General features: G+C 42.2%; 18 protein-coding genes. 7 read left to right on the top strand and 11 right to left on the bottom strand.

Features of this window, described 5'->3' with window-relative positions; all coding sequences use genetic code 11:
* Nucleotides 1-4: 4 nt before the first annotated feature.
* From B8983_RS05330 to B8983_RS05315, 4 genes are all read right to left on the bottom strand, one after another.
* The gene (locus B8983_RS05330; protein WP_159460823.1) at nucleotides 5-1,258 is read right to left on the bottom strand and encodes an alpha/beta hydrolase family protein; all 1,254 of its coding nucleotides are present in this window, start codon (nucleotides 1,256-1,258) and stop codon (nucleotides 5-7) included.
* A 252-nt stretch (nucleotides 1,259-1,510) separates the two neighbouring features.
* On the bottom strand, nucleotides 1,511-2,467 hold the full coding sequence (locus B8983_RS05325; RefSeq protein ID WP_084283100.1) for a Bug family tripartite tricarboxylate transporter substrate binding protein: 957 nt from the start codon (nucleotides 2,465-2,467) through the stop codon (nucleotides 1,511-1,513).
* Nucleotides 2,467-3,447, bottom strand: coding sequence for a Bug family tripartite tricarboxylate transporter substrate binding protein (locus tag B8983_RS05320; protein ID WP_084283099.1), 981 nt, complete (start codon nucleotides 3,445-3,447; stop codon nucleotides 2,467-2,469). The genes B8983_RS05325 and B8983_RS05320 overlap by 1 nt, the downstream gene beginning before the upstream one ends.
* A gap of 2 nt (nucleotides 3,448-3,449) precedes the next feature.
* On the bottom strand, nucleotides 3,450-4,541 hold the full coding sequence (locus B8983_RS05315; RefSeq protein ID WP_084283098.1) for a mandelate racemase/muconate lactonizing enzyme family protein: 1,092 nt from the start codon (nucleotides 4,539-4,541) through the stop codon (nucleotides 3,450-3,452).
* 118 nt (nucleotides 4,542-4,659) lie between these two features.
* On the opposite strand from B8983_RS05315, the gene B8983_RS05310 reads away from it, so the two are divergent.
* From B8983_RS05310 to B8983_RS05300, 3 genes are read left to right on the top strand one after another with little or no spacing between them, the layout of a single operon-like run.
* Nucleotides 4,660-5,754 (top strand): mandelate racemase/muconate lactonizing enzyme family protein, encoded by a 1,095-nt coding sequence (locus tag B8983_RS05310; RefSeq protein ID WP_084283097.1) that lies wholly within the window; start codon nucleotides 4,660-4,662, stop codon nucleotides 5,752-5,754.
* Nucleotides 5,751-6,920, top strand: coding sequence for a mandelate racemase/muconate lactonizing enzyme family protein (locus B8983_RS05305; RefSeq protein WP_084283096.1), 1,170 nt, complete (start codon nucleotides 5,751-5,753; stop codon nucleotides 6,918-6,920). Before B8983_RS05310 ends, B8983_RS05305 begins: the two co-directional genes overlap by 4 nt.
* Nucleotides 6,917-7,897 (top strand): tripartite tricarboxylate transporter substrate binding protein, encoded by a 981-nt coding sequence (locus tag B8983_RS05300; RefSeq protein WP_084283095.1) that lies wholly within the window; start codon nucleotides 6,917-6,919, stop codon nucleotides 7,895-7,897. Before B8983_RS05305 ends, B8983_RS05300 begins: the two co-directional genes overlap by 4 nt.
* A gap of 71 nt (nucleotides 7,898-7,968) precedes the next feature.
* Here B8983_RS05300 and B8983_RS05295 read toward each other — a convergent pair whose 3' ends face one another.
* Nucleotides 7,969-9,429, bottom strand: coding sequence for an MmgE/PrpD family protein (locus B8983_RS05295; protein WP_084283094.1), 1,461 nt, complete (start codon nucleotides 9,427-9,429; stop codon nucleotides 7,969-7,971).
* A gap of 32 nt (nucleotides 9,430-9,461) precedes the next feature.
* Nucleotides 9,462-10,484, bottom strand: coding sequence for a ketopantoate reductase family protein (locus tag B8983_RS05290; RefSeq protein WP_084283093.1), 1,023 nt, complete (start codon nucleotides 10,482-10,484; stop codon nucleotides 9,462-9,464).
* A gap of 73 nt (nucleotides 10,485-10,557) precedes the next feature.
* Here B8983_RS05290 and B8983_RS05285 point away from each other — a divergent pair, with 73 nt between their 5' ends.
* A complete protein-coding gene (locus B8983_RS05285) occupies nucleotides 10,558-11,550 on the top strand; it encodes a tripartite tricarboxylate transporter substrate binding protein (RefSeq protein WP_084283092.1) in 993 nt (330 codons plus the stop codon).
* Nucleotides 11,551-11,621: 71 nt separating this feature from the next.
* Here the strand turns inward: B8983_RS05285 and B8983_RS05280 are convergent, their stop codons facing one another.
* From B8983_RS05280 to B8983_RS05260, 5 genes are all read right to left on the bottom strand, one after another.
* Nucleotides 11,622-11,936, bottom strand: coding sequence for a c-type cytochrome (locus B8983_RS05280; protein ID WP_084283091.1), 315 nt, complete (start codon nucleotides 11,934-11,936; stop codon nucleotides 11,622-11,624).
* Between the two features lie 20 nt (nucleotides 11,937-11,956).
* Complete coding sequence (locus B8983_RS05275; protein ID WP_084283090.1) at nucleotides 11,957-13,624, bottom strand: pyrroloquinoline quinone-dependent dehydrogenase; 1,668 nt, start codon at nucleotides 13,622-13,624, stop codon at nucleotides 11,957-11,959.
* Nucleotides 13,625-13,707: 83 nt separating this feature from the next.
* Nucleotides 13,708-14,793, bottom strand: coding sequence for a mandelate racemase/muconate lactonizing enzyme family protein (locus B8983_RS05270; RefSeq protein WP_084283089.1), 1,086 nt, complete (start codon nucleotides 14,791-14,793; stop codon nucleotides 13,708-13,710).
* Nucleotides 14,794-14,815: 22 nt separating this feature from the next.
* On the bottom strand, nucleotides 14,816-15,826 hold the full coding sequence (locus tag B8983_RS05265) for a Bug family tripartite tricarboxylate transporter substrate binding protein (RefSeq protein WP_084283088.1): 1,011 nt from the start codon (nucleotides 15,824-15,826) through the stop codon (nucleotides 14,816-14,818).
* Between the two features lie 173 nt (nucleotides 15,827-15,999).
* Entirely contained in the window at nucleotides 16,000-16,938 is a 939-nt protein-coding gene (locus tag B8983_RS05260; protein WP_084283087.1) for an acyclic terpene utilization AtuA family protein, read from the bottom strand.
* A gap of 82 nt (nucleotides 16,939-17,020) precedes the next feature.
* Between B8983_RS05260 and B8983_RS05255 the strand changes: the two genes are divergently transcribed.
* From B8983_RS05255 to B8983_RS05245, 3 genes are all read left to right on the top strand, one after another.
* Nucleotides 17,021-17,920 carry a LysR family transcriptional regulator gene (locus tag B8983_RS05255; RefSeq protein ID WP_084283086.1) on the top strand — a complete coding sequence of 300 codons (900 nt, stop codon included), beginning with the start codon at nucleotides 17,021-17,023 and terminating at the stop codon, nucleotides 17,918-17,920.
* Between the two features lie 141 nt (nucleotides 17,921-18,061).
* Nucleotides 18,062-18,802: a gluconate 2-dehydrogenase subunit 3 family protein gene (locus B8983_RS05250; RefSeq protein WP_084283085.1), complete on the top strand. Its 741-nt coding sequence runs from the start codon at nucleotides 18,062-18,064 to the stop codon at nucleotides 18,800-18,802.
* Nucleotides 18,803-18,817: 15 nt separating this feature from the next.
* Nucleotides 18,818-20,590, top strand: coding sequence for a GMC family oxidoreductase (locus B8983_RS05245; RefSeq protein WP_084283084.1), 1,773 nt, complete (start codon nucleotides 18,818-18,820; stop codon nucleotides 20,588-20,590).
* Nucleotides 20,591-20,633: the final 43 nt, after the last annotated feature.

Raw genomic sequence — 20,633 nt, 5'->3', positions numbered from 1 at the left:
TTTCCTAGATAGCACTGTTAACGGTTGATTTCAGTAACTGCTCTTGATCAATACCAAATTGATCTGCTAACCAGTCCGCCAAAATTTCTTGGCCAATCGTCGGGTTATCATGTTGACAATGTTCTGCACCCGTCTCCTCCTCATCAAGTAAGCGAAGTGTACAGTTCACACCTTTTGCTTGACCATAGTCATATACTTTCTTCGCTTGGGAAACCGTCAAGACATCATGACCGCCATGCATAATCAAATAAGGACAACGCATGTTTTCTAAATGGCCGGCAAGGGTGAAGTCCTTCGCTTTTTCCATCGACGATTTCATACTATCGCAACCAAATACCCACTTAATATGCGTAGCTAAGCCGTGATCTTCTGCTGCCCCACCCCACATATCTGTAATTGCGAATACAGCGCCATGCGAAATGCAAGCAGCTAAACGATGCTCATAGCAAGCTGCTCTAGCCGCATAGATACCACCTAGACTAGAACCGCAAACAGCAATTTTTGAGACATCCACATCACTTCTGGTCTCTAAATAGTCAATGCAGTAACCAATCGGTACTTCCGTGTCGGGTCGATTCACAAGACCCTGACGTCTTAGAGCGCCACCTTGACCAGGGCCATCAATCATGAGTACCGAGATCCCACGTTGCAAGCAACCATGCGCTTGCATAAACCACATTTCATCTTTAATGGAATCTAAGCCGCCCATACAAATGAGCACTGGCAACTTATCACCAGGAAATGGAGCCCTGACAAAATAGGCCGGTAAAGTAGCCCCATTTTCGTAAGGAATATCAACGATTTCACCTGGCGGATTTAAATATTTTAAATATCCATAACTGGATTTTTCCATCAGCGTAAAGGTCTCTAGCCTTCTTGGATCATCGGGTAATAGAAAAAACTCTGCCTGACGATAGTAATCAGCTGCTCTCTTAAAACAGTTCGAAGCAGTAACAATATGCTTCTTCGATTCGGCTTCTTCAGCTCTTAAAAAATTGCGATCCGCAATGTGTTTCCACTCTTCGTGCCAGCTCTCATCACTCGTAGGATCAATTCTGGAAGCAACTTGAAACACTTCACTAACCGCTCCTCCACCTTCTTGTGTTTCACCAAGACCTCGACGGAACTGATAAGAAAACCAAGGAGAAGCTGGCCAGTGATGCCATCCGTAAGGCTCATAGTGGGGTAATGGGTTATTAGTGATTTTGTCAATGGCATTATCGACATCAACTTCTTGCGTTTCTTGACTAACTTCCATTCGCATTCCCTAATATATTTGAAGATCGTTTGATCAATAAGTGTTAATTTAAACCTAGTTTATTACTATTCTTAAATTATATGCACCGCAAAGAACATCGTCACCCAAGTTGGTGCATGTGTCAATTACTGAATTCTCAACTAGAAAAATTAGAGGTTAAAGTTATTCAATTAACAAGCTTAAATGTAGCACTTATTTAAGAAATCATTGGCATGATTTCTTAAAGACTTGTAGAGTAGAGAAGAGTGTCTATTACTCTAGGTAGATATTATTCTCACGCACCACTTGTTCGTATTTCTTGAGTTCTGATTTAACAAACTCGGTAAACTGCTCTTGAGAACCTGGTGTAACAATTACTCCCCTTGAATTAGCAAGGTCGCGAAACTCTTTCTCTTGAATAATTTTATTAATTTCTAGATTGAGTCTGCTCACAATCGGACTAGGTGTTCCTGCAGGTACAAAAACCCCCTGCCAACCGTCGGCATCAAATCCAGGATATTTTTGGGCAATCGTGGGTAAGTTGGGCAAAGCCTCTAATACTTTACTACCTCCCGTTGCCAGTGGAATTAATTTACCAGCCTTAATTAACTCTAAAGTAGCGGTAGTCGTATCAAAAGCCATTTGAATTTCGCCCGCCATGAGTGCTGTCAACATTTGCCCCGATCCACGATACTGAATATGAGTCACATCGATATTGGCGGCTTTTTTCAGCATCGCCATCGCAAGGTGCGGACCAGAACCATTACCATAAGAACCGTAATTGAATTTCTTAGGATTGCTTTTAGCAACTTCAATTAATTCCGATAGGTTTTTCGCAGGGAAGTCAGGACCAACCAGTAAGATGTAACTAATCGATAGTGTCTGCGCTACTGGGATCAAATCCTTTTCGGTATTAAAGGAAAGTTTTTGGACAAAGGGATTGATGGTGATTTGCGAGGCAGTATTTAACAAGGTATAACCATCAGCTGGTGCGCGAACCGTTGCTTCAGCAGCAATAGTACCAGCAGCCCCTACTTTATTTTCGAAGACGAAGGGTTGTTTGAATACTTTTTGCAATTTCGAACTGATGGCTCGGCCATACAAATCAACCGAAGAACCAGCTGGGTAACCCGTCAACATTTTTACAGGCCGATTCGGATACTCTTGGGCTGAGCTACTGGATAGACCAATCCAAACCATCAGGGAAAAAATCAACCAATTTTTTTTCATCACTCCGCCTTTACATTGTATTTTTGAATCACTCTACGCCAAGTTGTTGATTCGTTTTGTGCCATCCGAGATAAATCACTGCGGGTTGACCATTGTGGATCTGCCCCTGATGCTTTGATTTTTTCAAAGGTGGCTTTATTTTCTAGGGTCCTTTTAACCGCACTATTTAACTCATCCAAGACACTATTAGAAACTCCCTTAGAAACATAAATCGCACTCCAATTATTTAAGTGCATCCCTTTAATACCCATTTCATCAAAAGTTTTGACATTCGGCAATAAGGGATTGCGCTGAGTTGCCGCAATCCCAATCGCTTTTAAACTGCCAGCCTGTATATAAGAAAGCACGCCTGGAATATCTCCAAAAAAACCATCCACATGATCACCTAATAAATCGGTAATAGCGGGAGCAGCTCCTTTATTAGGAATATGGGTAAAGGTCTTACCCGTGGAATCTTGAAATAAAGAAATGGCCATGTGCGGCATACTACCAATGCCAGAAGAGGTGAGATTCAAACCACCTTTTTTTAACAGAGAGCTCTTTAAGAATTCGTCGACATCGCTTACTGGATTTTTGCCATTCACCACTAATACTTCTTGATTATTGACTACCAACGATACCGGCGCAAACTGTTGAACGTCATAGGTCAGTTTCGGATACAAGTTCGGATTTATCGTGATGGCTCCAGCAGTAGTGAGCCATAAAGTTTTACCATCATTCGGAGCATTCAGTACATATTGAGCAGCAACGGCACCATTCCCGCCGGGTTTATTTTCAACAAGGACGTTCTGTCCCAATTCAACCCCTAACTGATCTGCTAACTGCCGGGCTAGGGCATCAGATGGACCACCGGGAGGAAAGGCGATGACGAGTCGCACCATACTGGTAGGTTGGGCATGAACTGATAGATTCACGCCAAACATCAATAAACCCAAAGTAAGGAAATTTAAAAATAAAACGTTCATTCGATGATTCATCATGATTAACTCACTAATAATTGCTGCACAATATTCATATCTACTGCCAAACCTAAACCAGGTTCATTGGAGATAGGAAAGCACCCATCTTCCGTGAGGACTGATTTTCCGAGTGGATTAAGATCCATTTGACAAAAGGTGTATTCCAAGAAAATATCTTCTGCTTGAGCGGCAATCAGATGCGCTGTCGCAATCAAGCCAGGTCCCATATACGGGGAATGGGGCGCAATTTGAATCGTCGTATTTTTGCTAAGACCCATAATTTTTAACATTTCAGAAACCCCGCCAATTTTCGTCACGCTCGGCTGTAAGTAATCTACGACTTGATGAGTAATTAGACTCTTCAAATCTGTGTAGCCTAGAGCATTTTCTCCCGCGGCAGTGGGAATATTCCCCTCTCGTTTTACTGTCGCTAAACCGATATGATCTTCAGGCGGCCATACCGGCTCTTCGATCCACAACAAATTGAGCGGTTCTAATTGTTGACACATTTGGATGGCTTGTTCTGGCGTCCATGGACAATTCGTATCCACCATTAAATGAATATCTGGACCAATCGCCTCCCGCGCTGCTTTGATTTCAGCTACGCCAGTTTCATGCAATTTAATCGCTTTGAAGCCTTTACTCACCGCAGCTGCTGCATTCTTTGCGACTAAATCAGGATTGTTGTAACGAATCAAACTAGCATAAGCTGGGATGGTTTTTTTGGGGTCTTTAGATAAGTAATTTGCTAAAGAGAGATGTTGTCGTTGCGCCTGAATATCCCATAAGGCAATATCCAAACCAGAAATGGCAAAAATCACTGCTCCAGCACGCCCAAGTGGGTGAAGTTTGCGACTAATTTCTAGGATGAGTTCGTCAATTTTTGACTCATCACGACCGACCGCTAAAGGACTAACTAGGCGCTCGATTACCTGTACTGTTGCAGGCCAAATGCTGAAGCCAAAGGACTCCCCCCAACCGACGAGGCCATCCTCAGTTTCTACTCGAATTAGCAACATCTCCATTTCTCTTGTCTTGCCAGCAAAAATAGGTTTTGGTCCACCGATATCAAATGGCAAGCTTAAAGGAAAGGCTTCGACAGAGCGAATCGTCATGTCTTGTCTCCTGATTGTTTTGCACCTTTATGAATGCAAATAGTTATTTTTCGCTAGTATATACTATAAAAAAAGAGAATATTTCAAAAATTTTGGAGACCTAAAAGGAGGTATTGCGATGACAATACGTTCAGCACAAGCAATACCTATCAGTATTCCCTATGAGATTGGCGGTCCTAAGCCGACCTTTGCAGGGATCCCGCGAAGAATGGAAGTTTTATTGATCCGGATTGAAACGGAAGAGGGCTTAGTTGGCTGGGGCGAAGCTTTTGGTTTATCGGTGTGGCCAGCGACCAAACAAGCATTCGAACACTTAATTGCTCCGCTGATGATGGGTCGGGACGAAACCGATATTCCTGCTTTGATGAATCAACTGCAAAGACAATTACATATTTTAGGCAGAACTGGCCCCGTTACCTACGCACTATCCGGCTTAGATATTGCCCTGTGGGACTTAAAAGGTAAACGTGAAAATAAATCTTTAACCGAGCTCTTTGGGGGTAAGTCACATCAATCCTTTTCTTGTTACGCCAGTCTGATGCGCTATGGTACGGTGGATCTCGTGAAAAAGAATACCCAAGATGCCTTAGACAAGGGCTTTAGAGCCATCAAATTACATGAACTTGGCGTAGATAAGGTACAGGCCGCTCGAGAAGTGATGGGGTTAGACTTGCCACTCATGATGGATGTGAACTGTCCGTGGGATTATCAAACCACGATAGAGATGATTGATCAGTTGATACCATCTGAACTCTATTGGCTAGAGGAACCTATTTGGCCTCCCGAAGATTTTAGTAACTTAGCTAAAGTAAAGCGCTATGGCAAGATGAAGATTGCGGCCGGTGAAAACAATTTAAGCCTCAAACATTTTGAGCAAATGATTGAGGCGAATGCGGTCGACTTTATTCAACCCAGTGTCACCAAAATTGGCGGCATTTCTGAAATGCTAAAAATCATCGCTTTAGGAGAAAAGTTTAATATTCCAGTAATGCCACACTCCCCTTACTTTGGGCCTGGCTTATTAGCTACCTTACATTTGGCCACCTGCTTACCTGAAAAACCTTTGATTGAATATTCGTTTGCTACCTTAACGAATAATCCATTAGGTCATTCGGTTTTAGCGAGTAATGGAGAAATTAGTTTGCCAACAGTGCCTGGACTTGGGTGCGACCCAAATGAAGAAATCGTCCGTAGCATGACCATCCCATCATGAATCTTGAACTATTACCGAATTTAGAACAGTATCAAACCGAATTTAAAATTGCGAGGGTTAGTACCTTTATTTTTAAAGCTCCAGTACAAAAACCGGTTGTTTCGACCTTGACTACAGTTAATTTACGAGTGGCGTTGTTAGTTAGGGTAGAGGATCTAGACGGCTGTTTTGGCTGGGGGGAAATTTATGCCACCCTACCTTCCTTTGCGGCAGATCATAAAAACAATATCGTTCATCAAATTATCTTTCCATTACTTAAAAACAAAAGCTTTGATAATCCGCAAGCATGTTGGACTTTTCTAGAACAAAAAACCCTTGCCATGCAAATTCAGACCGGGGAGTTTGGACCATTTTCTTCTGTGATTGCTGGACTGGATTGTGCTATTTGGGATTTGCTCGCCAGAAAAAATCATCTACCTTTAGCGAATTTTTTAGGCGGTCTTCTGCGCGCCTTACCCGTTTATGCCAGCGGTCTCAACCCTGCGGATGGCCCTGAAGTAGTAGCCCATAGCAGAGCTCAAGGATTTCGGGCTTTTAAACAAAAGATTGGCTTTGGTGCCGATATTGATGAAAAAAATCTGCGAAATATTTGTGACAATTTACAGCAGGATGAGCAGTTATTCGTGGACGTCAATCAAGGTTGGACGATTGAGCAAATTCGCCAAATCGCACCAATGATCAATCCATTTCCCCTACGCTGGATTGAAGAACCATTACTTGCTAATGCGAGCAAAGAGGATTGGCAAGAGTGTGCACAGCTATTTACTGCCCCACTCGCTGGCGGTGAGAACTTGCGGGGTAGTTCATTTAACGAGCAAAGTCAGTGGTTAAAAATACTTCAACCCGATGTGGGCAAGTGGGGTGGAGTGACCGGCAATTGGATAGTCGCTAAAAACACTTTGCAACAAGGTCTGCGCTACTGCCCTCATTGGCTTGGTAGTGGCGTTGGCCTACTCACCTCAGCGCATGTCTTAAGTGCGATAGGTGGTGATGGCTTATTAGAACTCGATGTGAACGAAAACCCACTTAGAGAACTTTTAGCCGAACCCTTTCCAAAAGTACAAAATGGCACCTTTCAGTTATCCCAGCAAGTGGGTATTGGTGTCATTCCGAATTTAAAACAAGCCCATCAGTGGCTAACCCATCATCAGGAGTCAAGTAAATGAAGTTATTAATGATTAAAAAAATATTCCTTATTGGTAATGTGATGTTCATGGCCTGTTTATCAATCCATGCACAAGCCCAAACTTTTCCGAATAAACCAGTAAAGCTAGTCGTTGGTTTTCCACCAGGTGGTATGGCTGATATTGTGGCGCGAGAATTAGGAGAGCGTTTAAGCATGGTTTGGAAACAATCTGTGATTGTCGAAAACCGTCCCGGTGCCTCAGGTACGATTGCGGCAGATGCCGTTGCTAAAGCGAATCCTGATGGTTATTCATTACTGGTCATCTTAACAAACCATGTGGTCGTCGCAGCAATTCGACCAAAGTTACCCTATGACTCCTTTAAGGATTTTGCACCGGTGAGCCTCGTTGGTGACTCACCACTCGTGTTGATGGCAAATCCTAAATTACCCGTCAATTCCTTAGCCCAATTAGTGAGTTTAGCCAAATCAAAACCAGGCATGGTGACCTACTCAACTCCAGGTGATGGATCAATCCATCATCTATCACAGGAATTAATGGACTCCACTTTAGGCATCAAGATGGTTCATGTACCTTACATTGGCGGAGCGCCAGCGATGTTGGATGCGATGACAGGAGTCGTGGACTTAAATATTGGAAGTCCCTCACAGGCAATTCAACAAATTAAAGCAGGCAAACTAAAGGCCTTGTCTTATTCGGGATTAAAGCGCTCGCCATTGTTACCAGAAGTGCCAACCGTTGCAGAGACACTAATTCCTGGTTTTCACGCAGCGCTTTGGGCCGGCGTATTGGCACCAGCGAAAACACCGAAAGAATTAGTCTCCAAACTACAAAGTGATATCAAGCTCGCGATGAGTGGTCCGGAGATTAAAGAAAAAATGGATAAGTTAGGGATTGAAATTATCACAAGTTCCCCAGAAGAGTTTGACCAGTATTTAAAATCTGAATTTAATAAATGGAGCGGTGTTGCGCGTCAGGCCAATATTAAGTCCGAATAGTTTTTAAGAGATATTCAAAGAATGAGGTAAAAAAAAATTTACCTCATTCTAAATGACTATTACTTCTTCGCTTAGACGACGCTTAATCGAGGAAACTTGCCGACATTGGCCATGGTATGAATCTTCCAGCTCGCATCGAGTAATTGATTCGTATTTTTTCTCGGCATCACTTCATCTACTAAATCGTGGAACTTCTCATTTAACTGGGCATTCGTCATTGGCTTTTCAACACTACCCACGGCATTTTCTATAAATTGATGTAAGACTCTGCCATCATTCAAGGTAATGGTCATATCTCCTGATTTTTTCGGAATATTAGCATCGACTGCAACTTCAATTTTATTTCTGATGGCAATGGTTTTAGGATCTAAAACAATCTGGTCAGAGTACTCTTTCTCGCCCGCTTTACCATTTAACAGCGCAACAGCTACCGAGTGATACACACTAAATTTTCCTTCTAAGCCCGTTTGCGGTGTTTTTTTACCCGTCAATTCAAGTACCATAGGATTACCTTTGTACAGAATCGACTTAATTTGTTCTGGTTGTAAGCGGTATTCATTACGTAATTGAATCGCGGCATCAATCGCTGGATGAATCACAATACCGCAAGCAAATGGTTTATAGGTATCCAGAGCTGTTTCAAAACGAACGCCTAAATCACCCAACATTTCTTGATAATCTCTAGTCAGACTTAATGAATTTGCCCAACCGATCCGTGACTCAATGGTTTGATTAGAGCTAGTAAAGTTATTCTTGGCTAACAAAGCAGAGAATAAGCCACTGGAAGCAGCTCTTCCCGGATTAAAACTTTTATTCATGGAACCAAAGGATTCTCTAAAGCCAACCGGTTGCGAGGCCGCTAAGCCAATCGCCCACATCATTTGTTGCTCAGTAAGCCCCATGAGTCGCCCTACAGCAACGGCAGCACCAATGGTTGGCGTAGTGCCAGAAACATGCCAACCCACTCCTGCGTGACCTGGATGCAAAGCGTTCGAGAGGCGAATAGACATTTCAATTCCCAAATAAAAGGAAGTTAAAAACTCTCGGCCTGAAACTGGGCGATATTCCGCATAGGCAAGTAAAGCACTCGCAATTGGTCCTGCCGCATGCACATTAGTGACTAAATGCGTGTCATCAAAATCAAATACATGACTAGAAACGCCATTAATGAACGCTGCATTTAAAATATCAAATCGCTCTTTCCTACCCAAAATGGTAGCTTGGTTAGATTTTGAAACTGGCGCTAAACTTTTAATCGAAATATCGACGGCTTCATGCCTGCAACTACCCGTGGTTACCCCAGCAAAATTAACAAAGGCGCGCAGACATTCATTCACAATCTTTTCTGGTAGATCGTCATATCTGACACTCAATGCATATTGAGCAATTCTTTTGGTTGCATCTTGACTAGCGCCTAGATCCGCCTTTTTCTCTTGCCCAAAGCTTTCCCATGGTGCCAAGAGTGAACTACCTAACAAGGAAGAAGAGATCTTTAAAAAATTTCTTTTATTACTAATATTTGTGTTATTCATAGGGTCTCCTAATATTTTTTATGATGATCTTCTCAGGTTAGAAGTGTTTGGATTCTTTGTAGATTTTGTGCTTCGGCCGGAAAAACACCATCCGCAATCATCTGATTCATCTTCGTAACGGCAGTATTCATCGGCGTTGGCACATTACACTCCAATCCTTTTTTAACAACGTAGCCATTTAAATAATCCACCTCTGTGCGTCGCCCTTTGGAGTGGTCCTGAACCACTGCGTTTCTTGAATGAGGTCCAATATGTTTGACTAAGGTCTTATATAAAAGTTCGACCGCATTGCGGGGTGAGCCATCAAAATCACTTTGTTCTAAACCAAATACTGGCTCAATCGTAAAACCGGCTGCTTTGGCAACTAAAAAGGTTTCCATCCCAGCCGCTAAAGCAATTTCAAAGAAACCATCTAAGAGGACTGCCTCGGATGATTTCATGCCCAACATCCCAATTGGTCCTTGCGTCATTGAGTTAGCAATCAACTTTGACCACTTCGATCCGAAAATATTATTCGTTAGTTCCGTCGTTCCAACAATTGATAAGAGGTTTTTGAGGGCTTCAAGACGAGGTGTTATTTGACCATCCAACTCCCCTAGCCCAAGCCAGGTACCTTGGCGATTTGTATTACGTTGTACTTTGCCAGGCTCCGTAATGGCAGCAGATAATTCAATGACACAGGGGATATCCCTTTCTTTACCAATGATCGGTGCAACCCATTCATCATTGAAACTATTTTGTACGCAGACCAAAACACCGTCCGATTTTAAATAGGGTTTGATGAACTGAGTTAACCACATACTGTCATACGATTTGGCACAGAGTAACACGACATCCAACTGAGGATTCAAGGTATAAATTTCATTTAAATGGTAAGCCTTCACAGCTTGCTGATGTTCACTACCTGGCATTTTTACAAAAAGACCATTTTGCTTCATCGCATCGACATGTGCAGGCCATTGATCAATCAAGATGACATCGTGTCCGGCTTCGATTAAATCAAGTCCTACACTTGCACCAATTGCACCAGTGCCTAAAATGGCAATTTTCTGCATAACCACGTCTCCAATTATTTTTGTTTAGAATGTACTAGTAGTATAACTATTCATAACAATTATTAAGAGACCTATGTTACAAAATTTCACCTCACACAGAAGGCTGACATTCTTTTTTCTTCTTCAATGTACTAGCTTATTATTTGTTGCAAGCGCCCCTGCAGAAGAACCACCATGGCCCAGCAGAACCGTTAAGATTATTGGGCCAGCGGCCGGATCTGGTGCTGATCTCACCGTTCGAATCGTCGCAAAATATTTATCTAAACTTTGGCAACAACCAGTCATTGTGGAAAACAAACCAGGTGCAGGAGGGTCCATTGGTACCGCCTTCGTGGCTAAATCAGAGCCAGATGGATATACTCTGTTAATTCAATCCGCTTCCTATGCTGCAAACCCTTCCATTTATAAAAAACTTCCTTATGATCCAGGAAAGAACTTTATCGATATTGATATTCTAGGGATGACTCCTTATGCATTAGTGACTAACGCTGAATATCCAATTAAAACCGTTAAAGATTTAGAAGCGATGGCTAAAGTGAAACAGTCTAGTATGGCCTTTGCTTCAGCTGGCGTTGGCAGCTCCACCCACCTGGCTGCGGAATACTTCAATCAAACCATTGGCGTCAAACTTTTACATGTGCCCTACAAAGGCTCTCCAGACGCTATTGCGGATGTGATGGCAGGACGATCGACTTTTTATATGGCTCCAGTAGATGCGGCAATGGGCATGATCAAATCGGGTCGGTTAAGAGTGTTGGGGATGACTAGTAAAAATCGCTTAGAGATCATGCCTGAGATTCCGACGATTGCAGAACAGGGCTACCCAAATTTTGAAATTAATCTTTGGGTGGGATTATGGGCACCAACAGGCACTCCGGCGCCTATTATTGAGAAAATTAATCGTGATGTTGGGTTAGCCATGCAGGATGCTGAGGTCAAGGACTCATTCCAAAAAGCAGGTATCCAATCACGTCATATGACATTAGATCAAGTCAAGCAGTTTGTGAAAGCAGATATTGTGAAGTACCAAAAAATTGCTGCATCAGCAGGGATTGAACCCCAATAAAGCAACGCCATCTTCACGATCGTAAAGATGGCTTACTAATAAAAGCTACTCAGCAAAAACTACTGAGTACGCTACATTGATGCAGGCACTGATTGCAAATAGGCCCATAAGGCTTCTAACTGATCTTTACTAAGAACATCCTCCCAAGGGGGCATCGCATTTTTGCCATATGTAACAGAATCGATAAATCGAATTTTGCTATCTCGTGGAAACTTCCCTAAATCGAAGCCCCATTGGGGATTTTTCATTTGCGCGCCGTGACAAGCCGCACAATATTGTTGATAGGTCTTTTCACCAACTGTCACTGGAGTCATCTCTTGAGCACCAAGCTGCAAACAATGCCCAAGACCTATCGTCAATAGTACTAATAATTTTCTACTTTTCATTCAATATGTTTCTTAAAACATTAATTTTTTAAAGGTAAGGCAAATACGGTGACTGAACCACCAGTCGGTACTTTATCACCAGCAAATCGCTTCGGATTACTACCGCCAATCCCAGAAAGAATCGCTACATATTGGCGTCCTTTGTATGAATAAGTAATTGGAGGAGCATTAATCCCTGAGCCAGTTTTATATTGCCATAATTGTTTGCCACTATCTTGATCTAAAGCAATAAATTCACCCGTTAATTTACCAGTGAAGAGTAAATCGCCGTCAGTCGCTAAAACACCTGCGGAGTTGAACATATCCGTCACCGGTGCACTCCAAACGACTTTACCACTCAAGGGCTCAACAGCTTTAAAAAATCCTAATGGCTCTCCGGCTGGAGTTTTGTATCCCGATTGAACGCCCGTATAATCTGAGCCTAAATTGAACTCAGCTTTTACATACTTCATCACCCGCGCTTGATTCCAAGCATTGATGTACATGAGGTTTTTCTTGGGATTATAGGCATTTAATACTGCATTAGTGCCACGTGAAGGATAGACATCCACCGTCTCACCACTCATTGCTCGACTTAATATATCCGTTAATACTGGGCGGCCTGTTTTTAGATCAATTTCACTAGCCCAATTCACTTTGACATACGGCTTGGCAGAAAGTAATTTGCCATTGGTACGATCGAGGACATATAAAAATCCGTTTTTATGCGCGTTAATCAAAATTTTCCGATCTTCGCCATTGATTTTCACATCCGCTAAGATACTCTCAGCAGTAGAGTCAAAGTCATAACTATCGTTTGGTACGTATTGATAGAACCAAACCATTTCCCCTGTCTTTGGTCGAAGCGCTAAGATACTCGATGTATAAAGACCATCTGTACCGTCTCGATACTCAGGGTTATACGGTTCAGCATTCCCCGTTCCGATATAAATTAAATCTAGTTGCGGGTCATAGTTTGCATATTGCCAAGTTGAACCACCACCATACTTCCAGGCATCGGGTCTATTTTTAGTCGGCCAAGTCTCTGATCCAGGTTCTCCTGGGGCAGGAATCGTATAAGTACGCCAGAGTTGTTTGCCAGTTTCTGGATCATACCCTTCAATAAAGCCTCGCGCAGTTGTATCACTACCGCCCATACCACTGATTAACACGCCGTTCGCAATCATCGGTGCAATTACACCTTTGGTTCCGTCTTTCCAATCAGCAAATTTGGTCTTCCAAATTTCCTTACCGGTTTTCATATCTAAGGCCATTAAGTGATCATCAACCGATTGACGGAATAACTTACCGCTATAAATCGTTGCCGGCCCACGCATGAGCGCTCCACCACCAGCCACTCTTAAAGCAGCACGTTCATATTGCACGGGTGTGCGCCAAATCTGACGCCCCGTTTCTAAATCAAACGCAAAGGTCCAATTGCCGTTCACGACATACATGACACCGTCAAAGACGGTAGGTTGAGAATGCTCCCCCATTTCATTGCTGACACTAGAACTCCAGACAGGCACTAATTGTTTGACGTTCTTTTTATTAATTTGTTTTAGAGAACTAAACATTTTTAGATCGTAGCCCAAGCCAAAATTCACCACATTTTCTGGGTTCTTAGAGCCGATCAGTAAGTCATTATTGGTCTGTGCATTGGCCAGAATACTCAGCCCCAACATACTCATTAACAGAACTTTTTTCATTGATTTGTCTCCTATGATGTTCAATGACATTCTAAAAATTTAACTCGCCAATCTACTGATTTCCAACTTCAACTAACTACTTTTTATTTATATAAGAATTGCTGAATCGCACTTTGATCAAACTGAAATCCCCAGCCAGGTGTGGTTGGCACATTCACGGTACCGTCTGGATTTAAAACCAATTGTTCTTCATAGAGTGGTGAGAACCACGGCATGTACTCTACATAAATCGCATTCGTCATTGACGCCGCTAGTGGTAGTGACATTTGTGTAAACAAATGTGGCGCAATCGCAATATTAGCGGCTTTGGCTAAGTGAGCAACTTTTAAGAGCTCAGTAGGACCGCCCATTCTTTGCAAGTCAGGCATCAAGATATCTGCCGATTTTTTTTCAAGCATCTCGATCATACCTAGAGCAGTGAATTCATTTTCTCCACTCGCAATCGGGGTATCTAGAGCCGCTGCAATTTGCGCTTCGCCGAGATGATCACTAAACACAACTGGCTCTTCAATCCAGGCTAATTGAAACGCTTCTAATTGGCGACCTAAACGAATCGCATGCGTTACTGTCAATTGCTGATTACAGTCGGTCATCAGTTCAATCTCATTGCCAATAGCTTGTCGAACGGCTTTCACTCTCGCCACATCATCTGCTATCTTTTTAGAGCCTAGAGACATTTTGATGGCTTTAAAACCTTCGTTGACTAGTTGCGTAGCTTCCGCTTCCAATTCAGAAATTGAAGCAGAAAGTCGTAAGCTGCCACTACGATACATGGGTAAGCTCTGTTGAACAACCCCTAATAGTTGACTGACATTTTGGTTTGCATGCTTGGCTTTGAGGTCCCACAAGGCCATATCAAGCGCAGAAAGTGCGACAGCCCCAACGCCTCGTTGACCTAAAAAAACCAACTCCCGCCAAACATGGGCAATAAATTCCCCATGGGTACTAATGTCACGACCAATGACAAGATGCTCTAAGCTCAAAATCATTTCGCGAATGAGGCTAAGTCGAACACCATTAAGTGTGAAGACCATGCCTTCCCCAAAATGATCATCGGTTCTTAGCGTAACTAATAGAGCATCTGCTGAGTAAATCACCATCCGACCACTTGGGATTGGTTTTTCGAGTGGAACTTTAACAGCTTGAATCTGGAGTGATTGAACTTTCAAAACGATCCCTTAATAGGTTGAACTATTCTGCTTTGATGTTGGCATCTTTAACTAACTTACCCCACATTGCAAAATCCGCTTGCAAGAATTCTTTGAATTCATTGTTATGGCGATAATCTGGAATGAGGCCTAGCTCTTGCATTTTTTGTTGAACTTGTGGGTTTTGAATCACCGCAGCAAATTCTTTCCCTAATTTTTCGGTAATTTCCAAAGGAGTTCCAGCAGGAGCAAAAGCACCTTGCCAAGTTTCCATTTGAAAGCCAGGCACTGCAATATCGGCAATCGGTTTTACACCTGGTAATGCGGGAATTTCTGCTTTACTGCTTACGCCCAGAGCTCTGAGCCTGCCACTCTTAATAAACGGGCTAGCAACTGGCACCACTTCAAACGCCAAATCTAATTGGCCACCAATGAGATCCGCCATGACACCAGGCCCCCCCTTATAAGGTACGTGTTGCATCGATGTCCCCGTAAGATGCATAAAGACCTCAGCGGACAAATGATGCGCGCTACCTAAACCACTGGATCCGTAATTAAGACTACCTGGCTTACTCTTTAATTCTTTAATCACATCATTTACAGTCTGAAAACGGCTATTCATCGGTACGACTAATACCGTTGGACCTCTATCCCATAAAGAAAGAGGCACAAAATCTTTAATGGGGTGATATCCAGAACTTTTCGTTAAGTAATAATTCGTCGCATTCGTGGTCGTATTACCAGCAAGTAGCGTATAACCGTCTGGATTCGCTTTTGCTACATATTGCGCCCCAACCATGCCAGACACACCTGGCTTATTTTCAATCACGACTCTTTGTCCTAATCTTTCAGATAACAAGGGGACAATCAATCTGGCAATCGAATCAACTCCACCCCCTGCGGTATAAGGGACAATCAGAGTAATGGGTTTTTGTGGAAAAGAAGTGGATTGACTATATGCGGCTATTGGCAAAAGACCAATGACGCAAGTAAGAATGTTGAATAGGCGAAAAGATTTTTTCCATAAACGATACTGAAAATCATTTATTTTCATACGATGTCCCCAATTATTTGTATTTTTTATAATGATAACTGAATCACGGTCGCAATCGCCATTAAACGAGAACTGAGCAAAAAAATACTCAATATATAGTTGTGCAAGCTACGAATGCCTCTACTAGGGAGGGATGCCGATTGTATCTTTAAAGAAGACTGACAGTAGATGCCTTAGAGCGCCACATCATCGAGATATTGAATCGTTCTCAAGGGATGACCGACAACACCCCTTATTCTCACTTGGTTTTCACCTAGATCTTCAACAACTAGTTTACAAATATCCGCTATGATGTCTTGCGTAATCAGAGCATGGGGCTCTTCAATTTCATATAACTTTTTCACAATGAAGTTATTTAAAAAACCTTTTGCTGCATCAGACTTAGAAATTACACAGCTACCATCGTCAGAAAATTCTGCGATTGCGAATGTTTTTGACTTCTCTGTTAAAGATTTATCGAAGTTTTCCATCCTCGTCGAGAAGTGTTCTGATTGCCCATCAGATTCCAATATCGAGCCAATAATCGATGCGCTCGCCAATTGGTTTTGATCCATCTCAGACCAATCAAAATGCGCCATAGAGGTTCCCAAAATCAGTGATGAATAGGATAAATTTTTGGTAAACAGAATCTGCGCACCAGACTGAATACCATCCGCAATATCTCGCCCATTTTGGAAGTTTTTATAAAAGATAGAAGTAGCATGATGCTGATGATCAAAGCGATAAAAAGGAACTCCAGGGAAACCGTGTCTTGGCAAGATTTTATCGCTGTCAATCATAATCTTTGGCGAAGATAACCCTAACTCCATGGCAAATTTGATGATCGATTGCGCTAATACCTCCGGAAAGTTTTCGCCATAATTACAGATGATCAGGAGATGATTTTCTAGGCACTTTGTAATCAATTTACCAGTTGCTTGATTCAGAATTGCAGCCGATCCTAGTTGATTCAAAAAATCCGAATGGGAGGAGTGATTACCAGGCATCACTAAGTTTTCAAAAACGATTGCACCTGGCAAACGCCGCTTGATCATACAGTCCACAGTTCGAATCACAGTATCAATCTGATCACCGAAAAAACTCTGGGCATAAGAAATATTAAAGTTTTGCAATCAATCCCTCCAAAACCAAATTTTGAACTACGACATAATTAATGTAAACTTAATTTAACTTAATAATTATGAAGTTTTACTTATGAATCTTTCTGGTCGGTTAGTAGATGCCTTTTTAGCTCTAGAGGAAACGCAACGTTTTTCTCTTGCAGCCGAACGTTGTAATGTCTCAGCCTCGGCATTTAGTCAAATGATTAGCCGACTCGAAGAAAAAATTGGCGTGAAATTATTTGACCGGAACACCAGAAATGTCTCACTCACCCCCGAAGGCAAGATCTTTTCTATCGGAGCCCACCGGATTGCCAATGAAATGGCGCAGATAGTTCATGAAGTACAGTTTCGGTCTGCTAAAAACGCCGGCAAAGTTGCCATTGGTGCTCCTCCTTCCCTAGTAGCCTCTTTGCTACCGAAACAACTAGCAGAGTTTAGAGTTCAATTTCCAGGGATTGTTCTGAAATTACACGATGTTGTGGCAGATGACTGCTTAGCATTAATATCGGCTGGGGAAGTGGATTTTGGTTTTGTCGCCCACCTTAAGTATGAAATTGACTTCGAAAAAACTTTATTTATCAATGAACGACTCTTTTTACTTTGCCATATTTCAGACCCCCTAGCTACGAACTCTTCAATCCAGATTGAAGATCTCAAAAACCGTTCTTTTATTTTCACCTCAAAAACTGGTAGTATCAGACAAAAATTAAACGTTTTGTTTAAAGATATTGGGATTCATGACAGTGGTTTTGAGGTGTCTCAAATAAATTCGGTAGCTGGATTAGTTGCCAATGGTTTTGGTATTAGTATTGTTCCAGAGTCAGCGATTACATTGTGTAATCGGCCAGAGATTATCGCGATTCCCTTTCGCGACCCATCGATGATTAGGCCCATTTATTTCGTAAAAAAACGGAATCGTAGCCTATCCTTTGCGGCAAAAGCGCTTTGGGATCAACTCCTCGAAAATTCAGAACAGCTACAAAACCATTAAAAACACCTAAATAGGTGTTTCTAGCGTTTTCATTCTTGCTCATTGAAGTGGGGCATTGCGGAAACAAAAGCCTCGTTTAATCTACATGGTTTAGACTTGTTTAAAATATTAAAAAAATAAGTATTAAAAAAGGGGCAATATATGAGTAATTCAAAAGAGGCTGATACAGGCCAAGGCTTTCAATTAAACCGAAGAACTTTACTAAAGTCAGCAATCGGCTCTGTAGCGATTGGTAGTTCAATGGCAGTAAGTGCACAGAATAATAATTCCCAACCCACCAAGCCAGCAGCCGAGCCGTCAGTAAGTAAAGGTTATGTTTTCTTTACCCCTGCAGAACAAGAATTTGTCGAAGCATTGGTAGATCATATGATTCCGGCGGATCAATATAGTCCCAAGGGTAGTGATTTGGGAGTGAATATATTTATGGATAGAGCGCTGAATGATGGCTGGGGTAAAGGTGATCGACTGTATCTCAATGGCCCTTGGCAGGCTGGAACAGCCTTTCAGGGCTACCAATTGCCTATGACGCCAGCCGAGTTAGCTCGCCTTGGCATCGAACAAATGAACTTATATTGTGTAAAAAATCACCAAAATACTTTCCATTTATTACCCAAAAACACCAAAGAAGAATTATTAAAGAAACTACAATCTGCTCAGATTACCTTTGAAAATGGTTTATCAGGTAAAACATTTTTTGACTTGTTATATCAAACGGTCAATGAAGGTTTCTTTTGTGACCCAATTTATGGTGGCAATGCGAACAAAGCCAGTTGGCGTATGCTTGGCTTCCCTGGTGTGATTGCGACCCATGCCATTAATATTGAAACCTATAAAAACAAACCATTTGTCTCAAATACTTTAAGTATTTCTGATATCAGTTAATTCGAAGGATTTGAGATGGCTAAAAATTTTGCAGAAGTGGATGTAGTGATTGTTGGTATGGGCTGGTGTGGTGGCATTCTCGCCAAAGAGCTTTCTGAGTCAGGTATGAAAGTAGTAGGCCTTGAACGTGGCGCCAATCGAACAGTGGAAAACGACTTTTCCGTACCTCATATTCGAGATGAACTGGAATATCATGCGAGAACTGGTCTTGCACAAAACCTCAAAAAAGAAACTTGGACAGTTCGAAATACCATTACACAAATGGCTTTGCCGATGCGTAAATATGGTTCATTTATTCCCGGAGATGGCTTAGGTGGATCAGGTGTGCACTGGAATGGTCAGACATGGCGTTGGACGGATATGGAGTTCAAGATCAAATCGAACTATGTTGAACGCTACGGAAAAAAATTCATCCCAGAAGATATGACAATTCAAGACTGGGGCATTACCTACGCTGAATTAGAACCGTATTATGATCGTTTTGAAAAAATTGCTGGGGTTTCAGGCGTTGCAGGAAATCTCAATGGTCAATTAAAAAAAGAGGGAAATCCCTTTGAGGCGCCAAGAAAAAATCAGTACCCACTGCCCCCACTCAAACAAAGTTTAGCCTGTGATTTGTTTACAAAGGCCGCCAAAGATTTAGGCTACAACCCTTTTCCGATTGCCACTGCCAATGCCTCAGCCGCCTATAAAAACCCAGATGGGATTCAATTTGGTCAATGCCAATACTGTGGCTTTTGTGAAAAATTTGGTTGTGAATCCAATGCTAAAGGTTCTCCTTTAAATACGGTGATACCGGTCGCATTGCGTCAACCTTCTTTCGAGTTACGCACCAATAGTTGGGTGACTAAAGTGGTGATGAGTAAAGATAAGAAGAACGCCACGGGTGTCAGCTATCTCAATACCGTCACCGGCGAAGAGTGTTTTCAAGCGGCGAAAATCGTTATATTGGCAGCTTTTGGTTTGAATAACACGCAACTCATGCTGACCTCTGGAATCGGTCAAGTGTATGATCCAGTTACTCAAAAAGGCTTAATTGGTAAAAACTACGCCTATCAAACTGGCGCAAATGCGAACCTATTTTTTAAAGATAAAATCTTTAATCCATTTATGTCTGCTGGTGGACTGATTACAGTCATGGATGACTTTCATGCTAATTGGGACTTCGATCGCACCCCACAAAATTTCGTCGGTGGAGCGACCATTTGGGGAGGCTTCTTTAATGGTCGCCCACTCGAGTACCATCCAACGCCACCAGGTACACCAAGTTGGGGATCTGCTTGGAAAGAATCTATGGCGACTTGGTATCAAAAAACGATGCGGATTGCTGCGAATGGCAGTGTGATGCCGAACCGCTATAACTATCTTGACTTAGACTCCACCTATAAAAATTCTGCTGGCACTCCCCTCATGCGGATGACATTTGATTACAAACCGAATGAACATAAGATTTCTACTTTTGCTGCAGGTATCATCGATCAAATTGGTAAGTCATTAAATCCAACTCACATGACAAAGCCAGCACCTAGAGTAACCCCATGGAACGCAGCAGTTTATCAATCTACCCATAATACGGGAGGTACTATTATGGGCACAGATCCATCGAATAGCGTCGTCAATAAACATTGCCAAAGTTGGGATCTACACAATTTATTCATTCTGGGTTCATCCGTATTTCCACATAACTCCGCCTATAACCCAACTGGTTTATTGGGTGCGTTATCGTATCGAACTGCAGATCTCATTAAAACAATCTATCAAAAAAACCCTGGGAAATTAATCACCTAGATCCATTGGAAAGCCCTTTAGTGAAAGATCCCTATTACAAGTT

It is taken from the genome of Polynucleobacter kasalickyi (assembly GCF_900176405.1).
In the GTDB taxonomy this organism is placed as follows: domain Bacteria; phylum Pseudomonadota; class Gammaproteobacteria; order Burkholderiales; family Burkholderiaceae; genus Polynucleobacter; species Polynucleobacter kasalickyi.
Note: the sequence above shows the minus strand (reverse complement) of the source record. Positions and strands in the feature narration are given on the sequence as shown.